At 40.5% G+C, this 20,784-nt stretch carries 20 protein-coding genes; 13 read left to right on the forward strand and 7 right to left on the reverse strand.

The features are described 5' to 3' along the window. The first annotated feature begins 46 nt into the window (after positions 1 to 46). Positions 47 to 928, forward strand: coding sequence for a LysR family transcriptional regulator (locus tag CXF70_RS03095; RefSeq protein WP_233208525.1), 882 nt, complete (start codon positions 47 to 49; stop codon positions 926 to 928). A 408-nt stretch (positions 929 to 1,336) separates the two neighbouring features. On the opposite strand, the gene CXF70_RS03100 is transcribed toward CXF70_RS03095, so the two are convergent. After that, positions 1,337 to 2,260, reverse strand: coding sequence for a LysR family transcriptional regulator (locus CXF70_RS03100; RefSeq protein WP_369916916.1), 924 nt, complete (start codon positions 2,258 to 2,260; stop codon positions 1,337 to 1,339). 65 nt (positions 2,261 to 2,325) lie between these two features. On the opposite strand from CXF70_RS03100, the gene aroA reads away from it, so the two are divergent. From aroA to CXF70_RS03145, 9 genes are all read left to right on the forward strand, one after another. Then, positions 2,326 to 3,669, forward strand: a complete 1,344-nt coding sequence (aroA, locus tag CXF70_RS03105; protein ID WP_101801500.1) for a 3-phosphoshikimate 1-carboxyvinyltransferase — start codon at positions 2,326 to 2,328, stop codon at positions 3,667 to 3,669. A 542-nt stretch (positions 3,670 to 4,211) separates the two neighbouring features. Beyond that, positions 4,212 to 4,772 carry an RNA polymerase sigma factor gene (locus CXF70_RS03110; protein WP_101801501.1) on the forward strand — a complete coding sequence of 187 codons (561 nt, stop codon included), beginning with the start codon at positions 4,212 to 4,214 and terminating at the stop codon, positions 4,770 to 4,772. Then, the gene (locus CXF70_RS03115; protein WP_101801502.1) at positions 4,759 to 5,517 is read left to right on the forward strand and encodes a hypothetical protein; all 759 of its coding nucleotides are present in this window, start codon (positions 4,759 to 4,761) and stop codon (positions 5,515 to 5,517) included. The genes CXF70_RS03110 and CXF70_RS03115 overlap by 14 nt, the downstream gene beginning before the upstream one ends. Further along, complete coding sequence (locus CXF70_RS03120) at positions 5,511 to 6,383, forward strand: ABC transporter ATP-binding protein (RefSeq protein ID WP_101801503.1); 873 nt, start codon at positions 5,511 to 5,513, stop codon at positions 6,381 to 6,383. The genes CXF70_RS03115 and CXF70_RS03120 overlap by 7 nt, the downstream gene beginning before the upstream one ends. A gap of 4 nt (positions 6,384 to 6,387) precedes the next feature. Continuing rightward, positions 6,388 to 7,620, forward strand: coding sequence for an ABC transporter permease subunit (locus CXF70_RS03125; protein ID WP_145990699.1), 1,233 nt, complete (start codon positions 6,388 to 6,390; stop codon positions 7,618 to 7,620). 1 nt (position 7,621) lies between these two features. Beyond that, positions 7,622 to 8,758 (forward strand): hypothetical protein, encoded by a 1,137-nt coding sequence (locus CXF70_RS03130; protein ID WP_101801505.1) that lies wholly within the window; start codon positions 7,622 to 7,624, stop codon positions 8,756 to 8,758. Positions 8,759 to 8,973: 215 nt separating this feature from the next. Further along, a complete protein-coding gene (locus tag CXF70_RS03135; RefSeq protein WP_233208526.1) occupies positions 8,974 to 9,339 on the forward strand; it encodes a transposase in 366 nt (121 codons plus the stop codon). A gap of 268 nt (positions 9,340 to 9,607) precedes the next feature. Further along, positions 9,608 to 9,853 carry a hypothetical protein gene (locus tag CXF70_RS03140; protein WP_101801506.1) on the forward strand — a complete coding sequence of 82 codons (246 nt, stop codon included), beginning with the start codon at positions 9,608 to 9,610 and terminating at the stop codon, positions 9,851 to 9,853. A gap of 521 nt (positions 9,854 to 10,374) precedes the next feature. Continuing rightward, positions 10,375 to 11,466, forward strand: a complete 1,092-nt coding sequence (locus tag CXF70_RS03145; RefSeq protein WP_101801507.1) for a glycerol dehydrogenase — start codon at positions 10,375 to 10,377, stop codon at positions 11,464 to 11,466. 193 nt (positions 11,467 to 11,659) lie between these two features. Here the strand turns inward: CXF70_RS03145 and xerS are convergent, their stop codons facing one another. From xerS to CXF70_RS03165, 4 genes are all read right to left on the reverse strand, one after another. Beyond that, complete coding sequence (gene xerS, locus CXF70_RS03150; RefSeq protein WP_101801508.1) at positions 11,660 to 12,784, reverse strand: tyrosine recombinase XerS; 1,125 nt, start codon at positions 12,782 to 12,784, stop codon at positions 11,660 to 11,662. Between the two features lie 96 nt (positions 12,785 to 12,880). After that, complete coding sequence (locus tag CXF70_RS03155; RefSeq protein ID WP_101801509.1) at positions 12,881 to 13,570, reverse strand: hypothetical protein; 690 nt, start codon at positions 13,568 to 13,570, stop codon at positions 12,881 to 12,883. Positions 13,571 to 13,912: 342 nt separating this feature from the next. Continuing rightward, positions 13,913 to 14,365: a DUF5348 domain-containing protein gene (locus CXF70_RS03160; RefSeq protein WP_101801510.1), complete on the reverse strand. Its 453-nt coding sequence runs from the start codon at positions 14,363 to 14,365 to the stop codon at positions 13,913 to 13,915. A 263-nt stretch (positions 14,366 to 14,628) separates the two neighbouring features. Next, on the reverse strand, positions 14,629 to 14,973 hold the full coding sequence (locus tag CXF70_RS03165) for a YolD-like family protein (protein ID WP_101801511.1): 345 nt from the start codon (positions 14,971 to 14,973) through the stop codon (positions 14,629 to 14,631). Between the two features lie 155 nt (positions 14,974 to 15,128). Here CXF70_RS03165 and CXF70_RS03170 point away from each other — a divergent pair, with 155 nt between their 5' ends. Beyond that, positions 15,129 to 15,452 carry an ArsR/SmtB family transcription factor gene (locus CXF70_RS03170; RefSeq protein ID WP_101801512.1) on the forward strand — a complete coding sequence of 108 codons (324 nt, stop codon included), beginning with the start codon at positions 15,129 to 15,131 and terminating at the stop codon, positions 15,450 to 15,452. Positions 15,453 to 15,492: 40 nt separating this feature from the next. Then, positions 15,493 to 15,750: a hypothetical protein gene (locus tag CXF70_RS03175; protein ID WP_101801513.1), complete on the forward strand. Its 258-nt coding sequence runs from the start codon at positions 15,493 to 15,495 to the stop codon at positions 15,748 to 15,750. 93 nt (positions 15,751 to 15,843) lie between these two features. On the opposite strand, the gene CXF70_RS03180 is transcribed toward CXF70_RS03175, so the two are convergent. Both CXF70_RS03180 and CXF70_RS03185 read right to left on the reverse strand, forming a co-directional pair. Continuing rightward, positions 15,844 to 18,453: an ABC transporter permease gene (locus CXF70_RS03180; RefSeq protein ID WP_101801514.1), complete on the reverse strand. Its 2,610-nt coding sequence runs from the start codon at positions 18,451 to 18,453 to the stop codon at positions 15,844 to 15,846. Further along, positions 18,450 to 19,337 carry an ABC transporter ATP-binding protein gene (locus CXF70_RS03185; RefSeq protein ID WP_101801515.1) on the reverse strand — a complete coding sequence of 296 codons (888 nt, stop codon included), beginning with the start codon at positions 19,335 to 19,337 and terminating at the stop codon, positions 18,450 to 18,452. Before CXF70_RS03185 ends, CXF70_RS03180 begins: the two co-directional genes overlap by 4 nt. A 479-nt stretch (positions 19,338 to 19,816) precedes the next feature. Here CXF70_RS03185 and CXF70_RS03190 point away from each other — a divergent pair, with 479 nt between their 5' ends. Then, entirely contained in the window at positions 19,817 to 20,632 is an 816-nt protein-coding gene (locus CXF70_RS03190; RefSeq protein ID WP_101801516.1) for a DUF2268 domain-containing putative Zn-dependent protease, read from the forward strand. Positions 20,633 to 20,784 lie beyond the last annotated feature (152 nt).

Below are 20,784 nucleotides of genomic sequence, written 5' to 3' on the forward strand. Positions count from 1 at the left end.
AATGAAATTAATATAATCAATAACTGTTATAGGTGGTATCTATATCATGAATTTGGACTTATATCGTGTGTTTTATGTAACGGCAATGGAAAAAAACTTCAGTAAAGCCGCAAAAAAGTTATATATTACACAACCAAGCGTTAGTCATTCAATTAAACAATTAGAAGAAAGACTAGGAGTACAATTATTTCTAAGAACTTCAAAGGGAGTAATAATAACAAATGAGGGGAAAACGTTATTTGATTATATTCAGCAAGCTTTTGGATTAATTGATAATGCAGAACGCAAGATTTCCGAGTTGGAAAATTTAGAAAGTGGTCATGTCACAATCGGAGGTAGTGATTCAACATGCAAACATTATTTGCTACCTTATGTACAGACATTTCAAGACATTTTTCCAAAACTACAGATCAAACTTCAACATGGGTCAACACCCAACATTTTAGACAAATTAACAAACGGACTTATTGATATTGGCATCATTCACATGCCAATTAATCAAAGTCAAATACAACTAACGGAATTCTTAAGCATTAACAGCACCTTTATAGTAGGAAAGAAATATAAAGATTTGGCTAATAAAACTATTTCTCTAGAAGAGATGCTAAATTATCCTATTATCTCTTTTTCGAAAACAAGTAGTTCAAGAAGGTTCCTTAATCAGTTATTTCAAAAACAAGGGCTTAGTGTACAGCCTGACATTGAAGTAGGAAGTGTAGAATTGCTAATTGAATGTGCAAAAATTGGAATGGGGATTGCATTTGTCACTAAGGAATTAGTTTCGAAGGAGTTATCAGAGGGTGAATTAATTGAAGTTCATTTAAATGAAAAACTAGAAAAGAGGAAGATTGGATTAGTAACTAAAAAAGATATTCCTTTATCAGTCGCAGCAGATCAGTTTTTTAAACATTTAACCAATAACGATTAAAATAAAATATTGGAAAGGAAAACTATAGTTTTTGGATTTCCCTTATTCGATCCTTCTTCAACTCTTGCCGTTAGTAAAACAATAGAACTCCCTAAAACGGACGTTTATGGAACTAAAAATAATTTTGTCAGAAAACAACCTGTTACTTCTACTGATATTTTTCACTGATTTTAACCGTTATCTTGCACCTAAAAGTGTACGTATATTAACGAACGTTCGTAACAAGTATTAGGACTTTTACGAACGCTTTTTCTTAAACTGTTAGTTTATTTCTGTTCTGTAATTAAAAGGTAGAATTATCTAACCTTCAATTTCAGTAAGATTAGTTTTAAATGACAAGAACTTCTCAGATAAGGTAATACTTTCTCTGAGAAGTTCTTTATGTATGAGTGCATTTGAATTTCTATACTATTTTAGGCTGTTTATAATTAATTGTTCATAAAATTGATTTGCCGCGATAGAAAGAGGAACTTCTTTTCTTGTGGCTATCCCAATCTTTCTGTTTTTTATAGGGAAATCCACCGCTATTTCATGTAACTCGCCTTTCATCAGCTCTTTTGAAATCAATTCTTTTGTGGCAAAGGCAATACCCATTCCGTTCTTCGCAAATTCAATTAGCAATTCAACACTTCCAACTTCAATATCAGGGGTTACCGAGAGGTTTTTTTCTTGCAGTACCTGATTTAAAAATTGTCTGGAACTGCTAGATTCTGAAAACGAGATGATCGGATGATTGATCAATTCCTTAACAGTTAACTTCTTATCTGCTAAATACTGATATTTACCGCCAGCGACAAAAATACTTTCTATGCTCCGGAAATCAGTGACATGTAAGCGACTTTGATCTACCGGCAAATGGACAATTCCGATATCAATATGTCCATTTACTAATTTATCGAGAATCTGAGGTGTTGAACCGAGCTGGATTTTAATTTTAATGTCTGGATAGCTGTGTTGAAAAGTCTGTATATAGGGGAGCAGAAAATGCTTGAACGTTGAATCACTGCCCCCTAGAACGACTTGACCTTTTTCAAAGTTCTTTAAATCAGAAACTGCCTGCTCTGCTCGGTTAATTAATCCGAATACCTCACTAACATAGTCAAATAGAACTTCACCTTCTTTTGTAATTATGACCCCTTTTGAGGTTCTTCTAAATAAGCGAACGCCAAGTTTATCTTCCAATTGTTTAATTGAATGACTAACGCTTGGTTGCGTGATATATAGCGTTTGTGCAGCTCTGCTGAAATTTTTTTCTAAAGCAACGGTATGAAATACCCGGTATAAATCTAGACTTATGATATAAATTCCTCCTATACCTGTTGGTGTTTCTATTGATTTTCATTATATAGCAATCACACTTACAATGAATATAGAGAAAGCGGAAGGAGTGAGTGGAATTGGCAGAAAACATACAGGACTCAAAAGCGAGGAGTCCTTGGACTCCTTTGAAAAATGTCAGTAAAGTCATTGTGTCACCAAACAAAAATTTGATTGAGGGTTCTATCACCGTCCCGGGAAGCAAAAGTCTAACGAATCGAGCACTCATCTTGGCTGCATTGGCCAATGGCAAATCGGAGATATCTGGAATTTTGAAAAGTGATGATTCCTATTGGTGTATAGATGCTTTGCGAAAATTAGGGGTAGCCATAGAAGTAGAGGAAGACCGAGTTCTTGTTAACGGCAAAGGCGGATCATGGGACTCAGCGAAACTCTATATTGGCGCTGCTGGCACCGTTGCGCGGTTCCTTCCTGGCGCCTTGGCCGTCTCAGGGAAAGGTGTATGGGAAGTAGAAGCAAGCCATAGTATGAGCAAACGCCCCATCGCACCGCTTATGGATGCATTAAAGGAACTAGGTGCTGATGTCCAATATGCAAGCAATGAAGGCCATTATCCATTGGTAATCCAAGGGAAGGAATTGGTCGGGGGCGAGGTCAGCATGTCGGGTAACACCTCAAGCCAATTCATCAGTGGACTGTTGATGGCAGGTCCTTCCTTTAAAGCTCCGCTGACAGTGACAATTGAAGATCATATCGTTCAGCACGCTTATGTGTTTTTGACACTGGAACTCATGGAGAAGTTTGGGGCGAATACCCACTATGACAGCAGCTTATCGAAAATAGTCATTGAACCCGGTCAATACACACCGCAGAATATTGATTTAGAAGCAGACGCATCTACTGCCTGCTATTTTCTTGCTCTTGCTGCAGTGACGAACGGCAAAATCCGGATTGATAATCTAACAAGCGATACAAGACAACCTGATATAAAAATGCTTGAAGTATTTGAGAGAATGGGCTGCCGGGTGATCCGTGGTGACTCGTTCATTGAATTGGCAGGAACAGAACAGTTAAGAGGGGGCTTTGAACTTTCTATGCGAGAGATGTCGGATCAAACCTTGACGCTTGCTTCCATTGCGGCTTTTGCGGATGGACCGATCACTATTAGGGAGGTAAAGCATATTCGTCACCATGAATCCGACCGGATAAGTGCGATTTGCCAATCTCTCAGCAAATTAGGAATCAAAGTCGAGGAGTTCGAAGACGGTTTGACAGTGTATCCAAGTACTCCAGTTCCAGCTACATTAGACACTTATGATGACCATCGGGTTGCAATGTCTCTGGCTTTGATTGGATCAAGAGTTGCTGGGATTGAATTGAATGATCCTGGCTGCGTTTCGAAGACTTGTCCGCAGTACTTTGAAATGCTCGAAAGCCTAAATCTGAATATCCAGCGAAGTTAACAATTCCGCAACAAGATCTAGTAACGGATAACAAGAGAAGTTAAACGCTCTTAAAGTCGTAAAGTGAATAAGTATATATAAACATTTAACAGTAGAGGCTAAAATGCCTCTTTTTTTCTATGCAAATATAACTTAGTCTAAATCACTTCACATTCAATTCTTTTATATTTATTGGCTTTCATATAAAAATCAATAAACTTATAGTTGCTAGCAAAAATGTTATATAGAAATCTAATCCATAAGGTTTTCATGTCTGAATTTCAAAATTGTGAAGGTTTACATATCATAAGGTTATCGGAAGTGAAGAAGCTATATATCGGCTTCTTCTTTTTTTATGTAAGAATTTAAAAAGATTATATTGTCTTTGACTGATCTAAGCCAGGTTAACTTTACTGGCTTATTAACGAATCCAGAAATTAGAAAATTCACCATTGAAGAAGATGAATTTCTTTATAATGAAATTAATGCGAAAAAGTTAAAACTATTTTTGCCAATACTACGAATATATATTATGAAGAGACGAAAGCGATGTGAGGTAACAAGTGGATTTGGAAAAGCGGTGGATACGTCGTGTGCAGCGATCCGCGCATGAAGACAGTGCGAATCATTTAGTGAAGCACTATTATAAAGAAATTTACGCCTTCGTCTACAAACAAATAATCGACGAACAATTGGCTCTGGATTTAACGCAGGAAGTGTTCATCCGCATGCTGCAGTCCATCGGAAGTTTTGATGCGAAGAAAGCTTCTTTTCGCACCTGGCTTTACCGCATTGCCACTAATCATTGCATCGATTATTTCCGTTCGAAAGGTTACCGGACAAAAAAACAAACCGAATACATAGAAGAGCAGGATATAGAAAGTGCAGAAAACATCCTTCAGGATATTACAAAAAAAGAACAGATGCGGGAATTGCAAGCCAGTCTTACGCTTTGCGATCAAACAGCGCAACACATCGTTCGCTATAAACTATTTTTAGATCAAACCTTTGCAGAAATTGCGGTCAATCTGCAATTGCCGGAATCAACAGTTAAAACAAAGTATTATAAAACCATTCGCTTTATACGGAAAGAAATGGAGGAGAAGCGACATGTCGAAAGATAATTGGGATTTGCCATATCCGGATGAACAGGAAATCGACCGGCAGGCTGCCATGATAGTGAAGCAAGCCTTTCCGGATAAACGATACTTTCTAAAGGAGATGCAGGATTTCAAGGGACAAATGGGTTGGATGTATGTGCTTCCGAACCGCAGTGAAATAGCATTCAGCAGCCTCGTCTTGATTGTCTCGATTTTTTGCATATGGCTCATTACTACAACGGACAAAACGATTTCTCCATTTCTCTATGGATATGTCTTTCTTATAGCGCCTATTTCGCTGATTCTCCAGACTGCCTATGCTTTTTATGAAAAGTGGGAGAAACAGACATTTGAACTGGAAATGACCATGAAGGTTACGATTTTTCAGCTGATAGCGGTGCGAGTATTGGCATTCAGCGGAATTTCACTTTTCACTAATATGACGGCAACATTTATCTTGGTAATGAATTTCGAAGTGGAGTTCCTGCGTATTTGGCTGATTTCACTTACAGGCCTATTCGCTTTTGCGTCCGGATTGCTGTGGTTTATTGCAAAAGGGAATGTGTGGAAGAGATCACTGACTTATATGGCAGGTTGGGTTGCAATAAACAGCGCCTGGCTGTTCATGATGAAAGATTCCTATTTGCGGATCGTCTTTCATCTTCCACTTATCGTTTACACAGGCATTTTGCTTGTTATAATTGGAATCTTTATCATGGCATTCAAAAAAGCGTTTACAAGGAAACAGGAGGGATTATGGACATGCTGACAATCAGTGAAGTGGGCAAAGAATATGGGGATTTTACAGCTTTACAGAAGATGAACCTTCAATTGGAAAACGGCATCTATGGACTACTTGCGCCAAACGGAGCAGGCAAGACAACACTCATCAAAATGCTGGTGACGCTGATAAAGCCGACAAGCGGTGAAATCCTCTACAACGGCAAACCCATTGATTTACTTGGAGAATCTTACCGCGAAATGATCGGTTATCTGCCACAGCATTTTGGATACTACAAGCATTTCTCGCCTAAGAAATATCTGCGCTATCTGGCGGCTTTAAAAGGAATGGAAAAGGCCAAAGTGGACCAGCGCATTGAGGAAGTGCTGGAAATGGTGGCACTCAGCGATGTAAAGGATAAAAAGATGCGGAAGTTTTCGGGTGGCATGATTCAGCGAGTCGGGATAGCGCAGGCGTTGCTGGGAAATCCGAAGATATTAATCTTGGATGAGCCGACAGCGGGACTCGATCCGAAAGAACGCGCACGTTTTCGCCACCTCCTATCCGATTTGGCCCGCGAGCGAATCATCTTGATTTCGACGCATATCGTGTCAGATATCGAATCTATCGCAAATGAAATTGTGATGATCCGTGACCAGACACTTCTTTATAAAGGGGATATCACTACGATTTGTAATGGCCTGCATGGACAAATCTTTGAGATGACTATGCCTCATAAGGATTTCGCAGAATTCCGAAAGCGCTATCTGACCCTTGAAGAAAAGCAGGAACAAGGACAGATGCTTGTGCGCTTCTATTCACCTGAACGGAAAGATGCCAAATGGAAACCAGTTGTGCCGGAGCTGGAAGATGTGTTTTTAATCGAGTATGCGAACGAAAGCGCAATCAGGTGATGAAATGAGAATTACTTGGTATGAAATGAAAAAAGCCCTCACTTCACCGATCATTGTCATTTTACTCATACTGTTTATTGCATTCAATGCGTTTCAAGTGATCAGCCAGTCCTATGCGAAAGGGGAACTAAAAGTCGTAAACGATATTGCGATTACATATGGAAATGCCATTACTGAAGATAGTTTAGAGCGGATGCAGGAAAATATGCAGGAGGATGTAAAACAACTTGGTGCAGAACAGGGTTTTCAGACTTACTTAGAAGAAATGACGTTTGAAAAATATGAAGAGGCAAGTTATAAAGAACAAAAAGCGATTGATCAATTGAGTTTGAAAAGTATGTACTACGGGTTGGGAACAGGCTTGGAAGCCCGGTATACAGGCATTAACATGGATGATTTAAGAGAAGGTTTGTTTGCAGCATCAACAATGGATGGCCAGCTGGCTGAGTTTATGGACCGGCAATTTACTGGATGGGAAAACCGGTATGACGAGATTGTAGAAACGGGCGAATACAAGGAATGGTTTTTTGCAGGTGAATACCGGATACACAGTGAATTGTTCCGCTCTCTTGTGAAGAACATCGCGGTACAAAGCGTACTGCTTGTCGCTATGGCCACAGCGCTCATTGCGAGTTATGAAGCGGAGCAGCGAACCCAATCCATTACATATACAACGAAAAAAGGGCGGAAATTGATTTGGCATAAATTTTCAGCATCTTCAATCACAGCTATCTTGCTCTTTTTAGTGCTTACCGGAGTGTCATTGGGAATATTTTTTGCGGTGTATGACTTCTCAAAATTCTGGAATACACCGGTCAGCAGCGGGCTTAACTGGGAGTACAAACTTCCGTATATCACCTGGTGGCCGTTCACGGTATGGCAATTTTTAATCTTAGCTATCATAACGGAGCTTTTTGTCGTCCTGATTGTCTCGATTCTGACTTTCGCTCTCAGTATTTACATAAAGAACAGTTATTTTACTTGGATTCTGTGTATGGCTTTACTCGTTGCTTTATTTATCCTGCCTTCCTTCCTGGTAGGTTCTCCATGGCTGCAATTCTTCACGAGCCTAAATATTACGTGGGTACTGCTGAATCCGCACATGTATTTTTCAGGAGGAACAGATGTGATGATGATCCAGTACTTTGAGCTGTGGTCCATTTTATTAGGATTGATGATTACGCTTCTTTGCAACAGCTGGGCGATACGAAGATTTTTCAAAAAGGATGTGGCCTGATATGCAATTGTTTCTGATGGAAATGAAAAAGATTCTGTCGTGGAAGCTATTACTTCTTATCGGTATAGTCAACGTTTTGTTGTTTTATTTGTTTCTAAGCTTCGATTTGGAGTATTTTCCGAACGGTCGCCCCGATGGAGATTTATTTAAGATTGAGCAGATGGTAATTTCAAAATATGGGTCAACCCTGGATGAGAAAGAATTCAAGGAATTGCGTGCTAGTTATGAAGAACGCCTAAAAGCCGCTGATAAATTTTTTAGCCAAGATGGCCAGGCTCAGACATTGGGAATTACAAACTACGAAGAGTTCCAGGATACTGGATTAGATGATCAAGAACTCGGCGAGTATCATGATGATTTGATGTTTCAAGCTGAAGAAGATTTTTTGTGGGAACTTCAAGCATGGAATCATCTAATTGAAAATTACGAAACTGAGGCCTTGTCTTTGGATGCGATGATTGGGCAAACTGCAGGTTCCAGGCAACAGCATTTTCAAAAGCAGTTAACAAACGAGGAGTATAGTTTCTTTTCCAGCGTCGTTCCCTATAACTTTCAGAATTACAAAACCAGTATGGCCATCATCATTTTAATCAGTATAGCCATATTAATGTCGCCGGTTTTTCTGCGGGATTACCAGTCGGGCTTGCTTCCGTTGCAGTATACTTCCAAAACTGGGAGAAGCGTATATAAAACTAAATGGCTGGCAGGTGTAAGCAGCGCAGCTATTTTAACAGCCATCCTCTTAACAGTTTATACAGGGATGTATTGGACAAATGGCACAGCGTCTCACTTTGGCTTGCCGTTATCAGCTTTTGCATTTGAGGACTACTGGTACGAAATGACCTTTCTCCAGTACATTGTTTTATCCATTACAGCTATCTTTTTTGCAGCCATTCTTTTGGGGATACTCTCTATGGCTATTTCCACGGTCGTACAGAACTCGATTGTATTGATCGGCGTGCAGATTGTCATTCTTTTCATCATGATTGCTGGAGTCGCCAATTTTTTAATTCGCGAGATAACGAATATATGGCTGCCACAGGCACTTGTGCCTGGCGGATATATCGTCTTGACTGCAGTCATTTTTATTTCTGGCAGACTGATGTGGAAGCGCGAACTGCAGAAGGATGTCACCTGAATTCAAGAAACAATATTTGTTAGCTAAAAAACATTTTAATGGGAATTGAAAAGGAGGAGAGAGGACGCTGGAAAAACAGCTCTTCTCTCCCTTTTGTTCGTAAAAGCGTACTTTTGCGAACGCTTCTATTTCTAGAATTTTCTAGTTAGCTTTGGAGAATATGTGTATATTTAAATGAATCAATATAAATTAACTATAAGAAAAGAGGAAGAACGATGACGGAAGAATTGAAAGGGAGTTTTTCTCAAGCACTTTATGAATTAGTAGTAAAAGATGGTCTTGAAATTTATCATGGTATATATGAAACGACAGAATCGGATGAAGTAACTGATCCACACTATAAAAAAGCACTTAATTTCTACAACAGAATATCAGCGGAAGATAAAGTCGTTTTGATGAAAATAATAGAGCAAACTATGGTTGATACAATTTCGTCTATGCTGTCTATCATAGACGGAAGCACTCCTTTGGATGATGAAGATTCTGTCAAGCCTAAATTGCTCCTGAACTCCATGCACACGGAAGGAGAACTTCAGGATTTATTTCTAGAATATGTAGAAGAACAAGAAGAGAGCATTTAAGTAGCTTCCTAAAAGTATAGGTTTACATATCATGAGTTTATAGGAAGCTGTATAAGTAGAAGGGGAGAATGAGCTGATTAAAGCTTATTTTCTCCCTTTTTATGTGTGGAAATGTAATTTTATAAATGGTTGCTTTGAACGTAGGTTGCAATGATGCTCGCTAAATACTTTCGTTTAGAAGTTTTTAATTTTTAAAGATGATAAAATAAAGGTAGATAGTGATACGCAGATTCATCAGCAGGGCAGTGAAAAGTGAAGAGGAGAAGGAATGGGAAATTCATTGTTAATGAGGACGGATGCTACTTTTTCGTTAAACTTTTTAATTTATATTCAAAACATCTTCCTTAATAAAAAATTGAGTGATGAAGAATTAAAATTTCCTTACATCTTTACAGAAGTAAACTTTGAGGAAGATTTTGAACTGTGTTATAGAACATTGTGGAATGAAGTTGCGCAACGAATTTCTGAAGATCCTTTAAATGATCTGAAAATATTCCATGAAGAAAAAGAATGAATGCTTATTGGCTGATTCAAAAGTTCCCTCTTACTTTGTAGTGGTTTCTTTAAAAGATATTTTTGTGAATTTCAAAGAGATTGTATCAAAGCTACAGGTGAGCATTAAGTAAGTTATTTAGAGTTAACATATGAGGGCTTATCGGAAGGAGGGCAGGTTAATATCATCCTTTTTCTTTTGCTTGATAAAGCATCATTTTTTATGGTTATGGATTAGAGCACGGCAAGTTGTTCATACACAAAGCCAGGAATTAACTAGAACCGAAAGATATTTTCATAAATTCTAAATGACTTCTAGAGTGCTATTCTATTTTAAATTGCCCTTTTAAATTTTGTTGAATAAGAGAATTCTTTTCGATAGATTTTATCAAAATGGCAAAAGTCGGCTTCGTTGACAACAAGTCGTGGAAAGCGTTAAGTTTAACTGGAAGATACCTGTAATTTAGAAGTTGCAGGAAAAGAATCCAATACGTCACTATTTAAAGTAAAAACGATTTTTTCAAGAGAAGGGAGCAATTATTAATGCAAAAGAAAATTTTTATTTCACCAAAAAAATATATTCAAGGTGCTGGTGTTCTAAGTCTGCTTGGTGAAGAAGTTGCTAAAATTGGAGTAACCCCCTTTGTTTTATCCGATAGTACGGTTTGGGGAATAACTGGAAGTACAGTTGAGGAAAGCTTCCAAGCATCCAATACTTCTTATATTTATGAAGAATTTACCGGAGAAGCTTCCAATACAGAAATTGAGCGTCTGACTAAGATAGGGAAAGACAAAAAAGCTGATGTTGTCATCGGGTTAGGCGGTGGAAAAACGATAGATACGGCAAAAGCCGTTGGGGATGCGCTTGGAATTGCTGTCGTGGTTGCTCCTACAACTGCATCTACAGATGCACCAACCAGTGCGCTATCCGTAATTTATTCTGACGATGGAGTATTTGAAGGATATAAATTCTATACCAAAAATCCGGATTTGGTTTTGGTCGACTCAAAAGTAATCGTCAATGCGCCGGTGTTTCTTTTGGCTTCAGGTATGGGAGATGCGATGGCCACGTTTGTTGAAACCCGAGCTTCATTGAAACGAAATTCAAATACCATGGCTGGCGGGAAGGCAACTCTTGCTGGACAGGCTATTGCGGAAAAGGCTGAAGAAGTGCTGTTCGATCAAGGTATTGCTGCATACAGAGCTGCGAAACAAGGGCTTGTCACACCGCAAGTCGAAGCAATTATCGAAGCGAACACCTTATTATCAGGACTAGGATTCGAGAATGGCGGATTAGCGTCAGCACATGCTATCCATAATGGCTTTACTGCACTTGAAGGAGAAATCCACAAGTTGACTCATGGCCAAAAAGTAGCCTATGGTGTCTTGACTCAGTTAGTACTAGAAGGATACGCAGAATCTGATATCTTACGTTATGCAGACTTCTTTAAAGAAATTGAGTTGCCAACAACTCTGAAAGATCTTCATTTAGAAAATGCGCCCTATGAAGATTTACTTAAAATTGGAGAACTGGCCACCGTGGCAGGAGAAACATCGCATAACATGAATCCGGAACTTACACCGGAACAAATTGCAGATGCCATTTTAGCAGTAAACGCAATTACAACTGCTTGATTTTTATCGAGAGTAAGTATATTTAGATGGAAGCATATCTAAGAGGGAGTTAACTCATCAGCATGAGTTAGCTTCCTTTCTTTGATTTTATATGTTCGCAAAATCTTAATTTAAAGTATATTTAAATACAGCTAATCAAAAGGACAAACAGCATATACTTTAGCTGCTTGTCCTTTTATATAAGTATGTTCTATTAATCTATGTCTATGCGCTTTATACGATTTTCTTCCATACGAGTCAATACTTGTTCATTGTCTTTATTTGATAGATTGGTATAGAGGGAAGTCGTCTCGATATTGCTATGCCCCAGCTGATCCCGCAGGAGAACAATACTGCCGCCGTTTCGAATGAAATCTGCCGCAAAGGTATGACGGAGCTTGTGCGGGCTCATGCCTTCTCCCTGAGCAAATGCAGCGGTATACTTGGTCACCAAGTTCTCAATCGCACGCCGGGAAAGAGGGCGGGCAGCCCCACCATAAAGTGTCACGAACAGGAAGGGAACTTCTTGTGATCCGATGTAGCGGCCATCACGGATATCCAGGTAGTCTCTTAAGTGTTGGATGGCTTGGTCCATGACCCGGACGGTATCTTCTTTAGCGCCTTTTCGTTTGATGTCGATTAATTGATTTTTGAGGTTCACTTTCTTGACGAGAATACGGGCCATTTCCCCGAGACGGATGCCGCTTCCAAGGAAGAGGGAGAGGATCGCCAAATCCCGCTCCTTGTCCCGATTGAATCGTTGACGTGCCAGCCCACTCGTCAAAGTAGTTTCATACTCCTGGTCAATGAACTGGAGGAAATCATTGATTTCATGCTCATTGAGGATGACGGAGCTGATCTTCTGCGCCCGGCGGCTGGCCGTCTCTTTTTTCGTATGCAGCACGATCTTGCTCATGACATTCCGGTAGAAGTACGATTCGCCGTCTTCGTTTTCCGTCTCTTTCGTCAGATAGTTGAAGAGCGATTTTAACGCATTCACCGATAGTGTTACGACCGCATTGCCGCGCTTTTTCACAGTGTTGTTCTTCTGGGTGAGGGATTCTTCCTGCAGGAATTCAATGTAGTGCTCCACGTCCTGCTTCTTCAGTTCCGCCAATACGGAATAGGGGATAAAAGCGGTATCCGCAGCCCCTGCCAGACCTTCCCGGAGTAGCCATTGAAAGAAATGCTGGTAGCGGTAGAGGTACTGCAGCAAGGTATCCGCAGAAAGCCCTGCGCGCTTTTTGGAGCGAATATACTCGACAACATAGAAAGGCATATCGTTTAGTTGTTTTTCAATCCGTTGGAGGATCTGCAGTTCTTCGGGTGTCAGTGCCATAGTTAGATGCTCCTTTACGTGATTCTTGTGTATATGTTCGCAAAATGTAATTTAAACGAACATATAATGTCATAGTATACATTTTTGGTTAACTTTTTATTTTGGAATTTCATTACCGGCTAAATCTAAATATTTCATATTTCCTTCGGCATCTATTGAGCGAATGTAAGCTTGATGCCCAAATCTATTATTATAAGTCAAGATAAAAGAGTAAGTATCTTTAGAAACGTATTCATGATCTACAAGCCTGATAGCTTCAGAAAACACCTTAATAAGATCGTCGAAATTGCTTATGTTATGAGGTTGAGAAGGGTTATATATATAGTTTCTAACTTTTTCACTTTCTGGCCCTTGAATGGTCATATTACCTGTCAGTTCTTTTGGTATAAAGCTGTCCTGACTTGATAGTTCATATAAATAAGTTTTATTAATCTTACTATCTATAGCAGCTACCATAATTAATAAATCAGCGTTTTTCTTTGGATTTACTTTCTTATACATTTCATGGGCATAAACACAAGTGCTTTCTACATACTTAATCATTTCAACAACTGTTAGGCTATGCTTTAAACTGAAAACTGAATGAAGGAGAGTTTTAATACCAAGTCCTAAATCGTTAAGACCTGCAATCCCTATTATCATATTTTCGCTAATTGGAAACACTTTATGGATAGTATCAAATGTGCTTTGGCTTTCATTATTATTACTAACATCAACATGAGTACTCTTCGTATCGCCTATGATAGTAACCATATCTGAATCTCTATAACCTATTAAGATTGTCATTTTTCTTCTCCTTTCTAAAACAATTATTTTTGAGACAACATCGAGTATCTTCTCCCATTATATAAGTGTAATTGTATTGATTCAATTATATGTTCGTTAAATTGATATTTTGCGAACAAATAGAATCAAGAAAAGAAAGATAACCGACTAACCAAGTTATCTTTTCCTCCCCTGTATGATTCAACTTTCGGTATATCTTGTTCTATCTATTAGAAATGGTCAGATTATAGGGCGTGGTTCCCCATTTAATAGTTTTGCTACCCATAAGAGAGACACCGAGGTGAGGTATTACAAAAATTCTTATGTACTAAAATAATGGGCGTCACCAAATTTTTGGGACTGTCATCTTCTCAGGCGTGCCGTCATGCCATTGATGGATGTTTCCCGGCCTAAAGCCACTGCATAATAGTCGTCTCCGTTATGTTCGATGATCGTCTGGATCCAGTACGCTCTTTCATCTTCATTCTTCACCAGAAGTTCGATGGTACTCCCACTTGTGAAGTAATCACCATTTAGCATTTCATAGCGACCAGCGGAATTATGGAAAATCGGCCCTTCTGAGACGACGTCTTTGGACAGGTACTCCAGTTTCCGGTGGATATCGTCCAGCTTTTCGGTCAGTCCACGGTATTGCTGGATTAAAAATCTTTCGTCCACGTCCCAACTGGAGGCAATGTTTTCCCCGTCATCCCCTAACCGGTAAAGCAGATCATGAAGCTGTCTTTTCAGTTTGCCAAACTCTTTCTCTGTATCCTCCAATGAAATCGCTGTACTGCTTTTTGAAAAATAACTCAAAACATCAGCTCCCTTGTACATTTTCGTATAGCCATTTAAGTTCTTAGACCATCATTTTATTAGGATGACTTTTTGCTGAAGGCGAAAAACTGCCTCCCGCATTTTTGACAGATAACTCAATCTACTTTCACTATACTCGTTTCAGGAACAGACTTCCAGGTCTTCTCCATCATTTCCAAAGCAGGTAAAGCCTCACTTATTTTTTAAAAACAACATGCCAGAAGTGGATTTTCAGCAGCTGCCGACTCCTGCAACCGGGTGAATCAGTCCAGCATATGGATGGAAGTAATCGTATCAATCGCAAGCTGCCATTCGCCAAATGGATCTTCGTAAGTGACAATACGCTGGGTGTCATTTATTTCTCGAATTGTGCATCGATGGAACTTGAAATGACTGTCTTCCCAGGATTGAACAAAGACGGTACATTGACGGTCATATGCAACGGTCAGCATATCCCAGATGGCTTGTTTTTCATCGGCACTGAGCATCGGCTGCGGGTCGCTTACTGAATTATCATTTGAATTCCACGCATGCTGAGAGACAAACAGTCCCTCCCACTGTGTATGCCTTCTTTCACTTTCTGGATTACTACTTCTTTTTTCTTCCATAACCAATTCCTCCCCATAAATAAGAACACCAGTTCTTATTATACCCATAAAAATTACTGGCTGAACTTTTTCCAAGAACTTTATTATTTCTTTATATCGCCCTTGATTATAAGTTACACGTGTAATATATTTATTACAGGAGGTCTGATACATTAATGGATAATCATTTGTCAGGTGATCAATTGCTAAAGATGTTGGAGGCCTTATCCAATCCTTATCGGCTAAAAATCATTGCAGTTCTCTATGAGGAACGGCAGTACGTTAGTCAGCTTGCAAGAGAACTGGGAATCAGCAGGCCGTTACTATATCTTCATCTTCAAAAGCTTGAAGATGCTAATTTGGTTAAAGGGCAACTTGAAGTCTCCGAAAATGGCAAAGCAATGAAGTATTTTGAGCTAAACCCGTTCACATTTAATTTAAATGAACAACTAATTTTCGACTTGTCAAAAACCCTGACACTAAAAAGAAGCAATAATTAGCGTTTCTTACTATGAATCTTTGCATATTGGAGGAAATAAAATGAGTAATTCATCAGATAGTAGTTGGATTGATTTTTTTACATTTGTACCGTTTTTACTTCCATTGATTCCTCTGCTTATCGGTCTTTTCATCCTTATTTTTATCGTTCGTGCTATTCGACGCATGGAGCGCCGAGCCGAAGAACGTTTGGAGTTGGATCGAAAAAATAACATTTTGCAGCAGGAACAAACGAAAAAAATGGATGAATTTAATCAACGTCTAACAGGTATTGAGCTTATGCTTAAAGAAGTCGAATAAAAAGAATTGGGGAATGCAATCAATTAAGTTGCATTCCCCAATTCTTTTTTTGTCCATATAACACTTCCGATAAAGTATCATATGTTAACTAAATTATTTTACGTAAGGTTTAGTTTCTAGTGACTTATCTACATGTTCTGCATCCGTCTTCTTCTGACTACCAACTGAGTTCTGCGCTTTAAAGCTGGTCAAAAGTATACCAAGCAACAAAAGAAGCAGGGTCGATCCCGACAGCACCAGACTCCCCGTCATCACATTCAAGTGCTGAAGATTCATCAAAGTCCCCATTTCTCCATTCGCCACTTTATGGATCTGCAGATAAGTGAAAGGGGACCACTGCGCCATACCTGTTAAATAGTAGTTGCTCAGCACGAATCCTCCCACTCCAATCAGCATTGTCAACGCAAATGAAGTAAAGGTATTTTTCAAAAAGAGCGATAAGAAATTCGCCAATACCAGGAAAAATAGGAGGACGAACAGAAACAGGATGGTGTTGTTCACTAAATATGTGCCTAACGGAATGAAGTGGAAGCCCAGCTCACCGGAGAGCATTCCGGCATAATCAGCCGCCAGTACCGCACTTTCTGCATCGTAATAGAGAACAGGATACTGCCAATCGCCAAAGCGGTTAAACAGCGTGCCGACCAGCACTAGCAGACCAAATAAAGAAATACTGCTGATGGTTGCAACCAGAATTGAATGGAGGGTTTTCCCTATGAAAATCGTTCTTGCCGTCAAAGGCTGCGTTTGCAGGAAATCCAGTGTCCGCTTCTTTCCTCTTTCTGCAGCAAAGCCACCTGCCAACACGAATAGTAGCAATGCCAACGGCACGACATAGACATAGTTCTCAAAAAACAGGAATAACGAATACAAGCCGCTGGCATCGATTTTCTGGTTTTCTTCTTCCCACTCCAGCCGGTACTTTTCAGAGGGCCATCCATCTACGGTATGCATGGTTTGAAGGAATTCACCAGAAAAAACGGGTTGGATGCCTCGCCCTAGCAGCCATTCTTTTTCTGCCAAACTGGCATCGATTGTGAACTGGCCCATGACCGGAAGCTCATTAATGTTCCCCACGCCAATATGTTCCCATTCATTATCGTGGATTTGATTTACGAAGAACTGGTATTCATGAAAAGCATCCCAATTTCCTTCTCGATAACCGGCGATAGCATTCGCCGCTTTGTTTTTTTGATCCGTAAAGAAGTTGAGCGTACCTTCCAGTCGGGGAATTTGACTATATGAATCACCAATAGCCAATTCGCCTTCTTCTTTTTCTGATGCCTGCTGCTCCACCTCTTTCACAGAAGCAATGGTTTGTTCCATATAAGGAATATCATGATTTTCAAGTGCGAAAATCATTTGCTGTATGCCTTCTAAATATGCTTCCTCTTTTTGATCCGCCAGCTGGGAAATTCCCCAATACCCCATCCCAGTGAATAAGACGAGCAGAATCATGACTTTCTGGAACATCCCTTTCCGCCTGAGTTTCCGCCATTCGAACAACAGAACACTAGTTAAAGCGGCAGAACGTGCCCGCGTTCCCCCTCTTCCAAATGGGTTGTGGGTTGTTGACCGCTGGAATGCGCTTGACTCCTTTTCCGGCAACTTGATTGAAAGGGTTAAGAACACGCCGCTCCACAGAATGGCAGATGACAGATACAGCCAATCTGTAGTTTGCAGTACCCCCTCCAATATTTGCTGAAACTGGAACAGGTGAAACGGATTAAAGGCTGTCTGCAGGACCGGCATCGACTGCGTAACGGTAAGACCTGCCAGCATGATGAAAAATAGAACGATGTTCAAGGTAAACGTATTCTTGAGCCAGACACTTACCACCAAAGCCAGACTGAATACAACCAGCACGGCTGCAAAAAACACCGCCAGTACGCGCAAGAGAAAGCTGAATGACGAAAGAATCGCAAATGCCTCGTCTCCCGCCAGCACCTGCGGATATTGAAGACTCAAAGCGTGATCCCCGAAGACCAGCGGCACCAGCAATCCAATACCGATCACCAGCAGGACATACAGCATTGCCACCGTCAGCACACTGACGAACTTCGCGAGGACGATCTGCCGTTTGCTGGTCGGCTGCGTCTTAAGCGTCAGCCAGGTATTGTTTTCTTTTTCCGACGTCAGAGTCCCACCGAACAACAGCAGCAAAACCGCCACGCCCACTAAGCCCAGCAGGAAGAGGGCCGATTCAATCAGCACTAAATGCGGTGAGACTGGAAAGGCTTCCTCTTCATAAGCCAGCTCGTGTTCAATGAGCCACGCATTTTTTGCAATGGCGATTTCCTTTTCCATGCCGGTCAACGCCGACAGCTCGCCGCCGCTTTCATTGTATTGCTGGAGAAGGGCCAAAAATTCTCCTTCATGAAGCGGCACTTCTTCCCATTTCGCCTGGTAAATCACATCTCGCCATGGGTAAAGCGCGCTCCGCATCTCTTTCAGCACGCCCAATTGCGCTAAACCGGCGTCATCCAAAAGTCCGTCCATCTGGTCCTCAGATAGCCTTTCGATGGATCGGCCCACTTCCCCATTGATCGCTTCGGTCTGTTCATAGACGCGCTCCATTTTTCCTTCCTGCATCGCCGCATTTTGCTGGAAGATAAACGCTGTGGATAGTACAACAAGCAGCAACAGCCAGATGGCTTTTTTCTGTTTGATAATTTTTTTCAGTTCGAATATGTATAATTTCATAGTTCCGCTTCCGGTTTTCCGAAAAGTTCCTGGTAACGTTCTTCCGAACCGACTACTTTCTTCTCCACATCAGCGATGACGATGCCTTCCCGATTGAAAATCCCCAAAATTTCAGTGAGCAGCGTGCCGTTCAAGGACAAGACCAGTCGATTGCCCTGATTACTTTTAACGATTACTTTTGTGTCTTTTAATAAGTTGACAGGGTCTTCCAGTGTATTTAACGTAAAGTGATAATACACATTTTCGTAATCCGCCAAATTCTCTTTCAGCAACTCACCATTCTTCAGAAATAAAATATTGGAAGTGACCCGGTCGATTTCCGACAGATTGTGCGAAGACAGGAGAATGGCCGTGCCTTCTTTTGCTAGCTCAAGCAACAGATTCCGCACCTTGATCGCGTTGGTCGGGTCGAGTCCATTCAACGGCTCATCCATGATGAGCAGTTTCGGCTCGTTGACGATGGCCATCGTCAGCAGCAATTGCTGTTTCATGCCAAGCGAATAATTGCTCACTTTCTTATTCAGGAAACTTGTGATGCCGATGCGCTCCGCCGCAGCTAGGACCTGCTTTTTTGAGACCTTCTGCACGTCGCCGATAAACTGCAGGTGGTCGTACCCCGTCAAATAATCGTAGAGCACCGAGTTATCCTGCATATACGACACGTCCCGGAAAATCGCCGGATCCTGATTGCTTTTACCCATCAACGAAATACTCCCCTGAACCGCAGGCAATAAATTCGCGATGATGTTCAGCAGTGTTGATTTTCCGGATCCGTTCGGTCCAACCAGTGCAATAATTTGAGGCTTTTCAATCGAGAAGGATATGTCCTGAAGAACCTTTTGTGTCCCGTAGGACTTCGAAAGCTTATTTACTGATAGTATCATTTGTTCCCCCACTTTCATAATAGCCAGCAATTTGTTCATCTTTGGTAAATATCAGAACAACAGAATTCATCGTCTTCATTTTCATAAGCTCCCTAAACATGATGCGTCGGGAAAAAGTGCTTGGTGAATTCACGGGAAAGGACCAAGATGACAGGCAGGACAATAAACAGGACCAGCAGGAAAAATACGATTGCCGGTATATGTTGAGTCGTTAGATAAAGGATGTGCCAGACAATCCTTAAGTTAAAATAGGAAAGGAAAAATAATAGAGTTAATGTGACCCCGAAAATCAGCTAGGTTCTGTCCGTAAATATCCCCTTTTCTATTTGTTTTATCCACTTTTTGATTAGACCCGTTCCTATTATCTATAATCTTATTGACTTATCTACGTCCTGAACTCCAAAAAGATTCAATTATTTTTATTTTCTAAATTATGGTTCAACGTGTGTTATAATTCCTTAAATTAGGAGGTAGGTTAAATGAATACAATCAATCAATTGACCCCATCCGTGCTCTTCGAACAAAAAGAGACGATCGAGGCATATTTAGCAAATCAGTTTGAACCCCTTATCACGAATAAAAGCTGGATGGAAGATTGGAAACAAATTGCCCAGCGTTTTCGCTTGCTGCAATTTGTAGAACTTGGCAAAGAAGAAGCATTGACGTTTGCGTGGGATACCGAAGTAGTCAAAGGAATGATTGAAGAAGTTTTAGCAAAAGCACAGCAGCATCTCTCCTTAGAAAACGTAAACATCACCGTTGTCCCGGCCTTACCTTTTCCCTGGACCGAGAAATTAGACCGAAGCATCTGGACGAATGGTTTTACCAATAGCCCAAACAGCATCCAAATAGCCGTTCCGCCAAATCCGGATGAACAATTTCTTAAGTACCTGATTGCACACGAACTTCACCATGCTTCACCCCGTAACCCGATTTATAAGCTATCCCTGGAATCCTTTACCTTGGCTGACTGGTATAAGATGGAGGGAACAGCCGAGTTTTTCAGTTTGCATTTCTACGAAGACAAACGCTGGTGGACAAACGATTTCACTAAAGAACTGAGACCGGACTACTGGCAACAGGCAAAAAAGGAAATGGACACAACGGACGATGAACTCAAAGGAAGGTTCTGTTTCGGCGATCCAAAGAATGGCATCCCTTTTATGGCTGGATATGCCTTTGCCTATGAAATGGTAAAAAGCTATGTTGAAAAGCATCCATTACGTAATTTTAAAGAGTTGTATTCAATCAGCCCCCAGGAGTTGATTGAATCTTATGAGGAACTCACTTCCTGATAGACTTGATATCGCGGGCTCCTATTTTATAAGTACATAATCAAAGAGTTCCACATTTTCTTTTTAGAATTGTCCTTAAATACCACGAGAGAACAGGAGATGAAACAGATGGGGATCAGAAACTTGAAAATAGAAGACTCTTGTTAGGAATA

This window comes from Planomicrobium sp. MB-3u-38 (genome assembly GCF_002836425.1).
Lineage (GTDB): Bacteria > Bacillota > Bacilli > Bacillales_A > Planococcaceae > Planococcus > Planococcus okeanokoites.

Excerpts from the sequence above, each read along its gene's own strand:
- CXF70_RS03135 (WP_233208526.1), top strand. The coding sequence starts at position 8,974 with ATGACGGAAGAATTGAAAGGGAGTTTTTCTCAAGCACTTTATGAATTA.
- CXF70_RS03170 (WP_101801512.1), top strand. The coding sequence starts at position 15,129 with ATGGATAATCATTTGTCAGGTGATCAATTGCTAAAGATGTTGGAGGCC.
- CXF70_RS03175 (WP_101801513.1), top strand. The coding sequence starts at position 15,493 with ATGAGTAATTCATCAGATAGTAGTTGGATTGATTTTTTTACATTTGTA.
- CXF70_RS03145 (WP_101801507.1), top strand. The coding sequence starts at position 10,375 with ATGCAAAAGAAAATTTTTATTTCACCAAAAAAATATATTCAAGGTGCT.
- CXF70_RS03095 (WP_233208525.1), top strand. The coding sequence starts at position 47 with ATGAATTTGGACTTATATCGTGTGTTTTATGTAACGGCAATGGAAAAA.
- CXF70_RS03120 (WP_101801503.1), top strand. The coding sequence starts at position 5,511 with ATGCTGACAATCAGTGAAGTGGGCAAAGAATATGGGGATTTTACAGCT.
- CXF70_RS03165 (WP_101801511.1), bottom strand. The coding sequence starts at position 14,973 with ATGGAAGAAAAAAGAAGTAGTAATCCAGAAAGTGAAAGAAGGCATACA.
- CXF70_RS03155 (WP_101801509.1), bottom strand. The coding sequence starts at position 13,570 with ATGACAATCTTAATAGGTTATAGAGATTCAGATATGGTTACTATCATA.
- CXF70_RS03185 (WP_101801515.1), bottom strand. The coding sequence starts at position 19,337 with ATGATACTATCAGTAAATAAGCTTTCGAAGTCCTACGGGACACAAAAG.
- CXF70_RS03125 (WP_145990699.1), top strand. The coding sequence starts at position 6,388 with ATGAGAATTACTTGGTATGAAATGAAAAAAGCCCTCACTTCACCGATC.
- CXF70_RS03190 (WP_101801516.1), top strand. The coding sequence starts at position 19,817 with ATGAATACAATCAATCAATTGACCCCATCCGTGCTCTTCGAACAAAAA.
- xerS (WP_101801508.1), bottom strand. The coding sequence starts at position 12,784 with ATGGCACTGACACCCGAAGAACTGCAGATCCTCCAACGGATTGAAAAA.
- CXF70_RS03180 (WP_101801514.1), bottom strand. The coding sequence starts at position 18,453 with ATGAAATTATACATATTCGAACTGAAAAAAATTATCAAACAGAAAAAA.
- CXF70_RS03115 (WP_101801502.1), top strand. The coding sequence starts at position 4,759 with ATGTCGAAAGATAATTGGGATTTGCCATATCCGGATGAACAGGAAATC.
- CXF70_RS03130 (WP_101801505.1), top strand. The coding sequence starts at position 7,622 with ATGCAATTGTTTCTGATGGAAATGAAAAAGATTCTGTCGTGGAAGCTA.
- CXF70_RS03140 (WP_101801506.1), top strand. The coding sequence starts at position 9,608 with ATGGGAAATTCATTGTTAATGAGGACGGATGCTACTTTTTCGTTAAAC.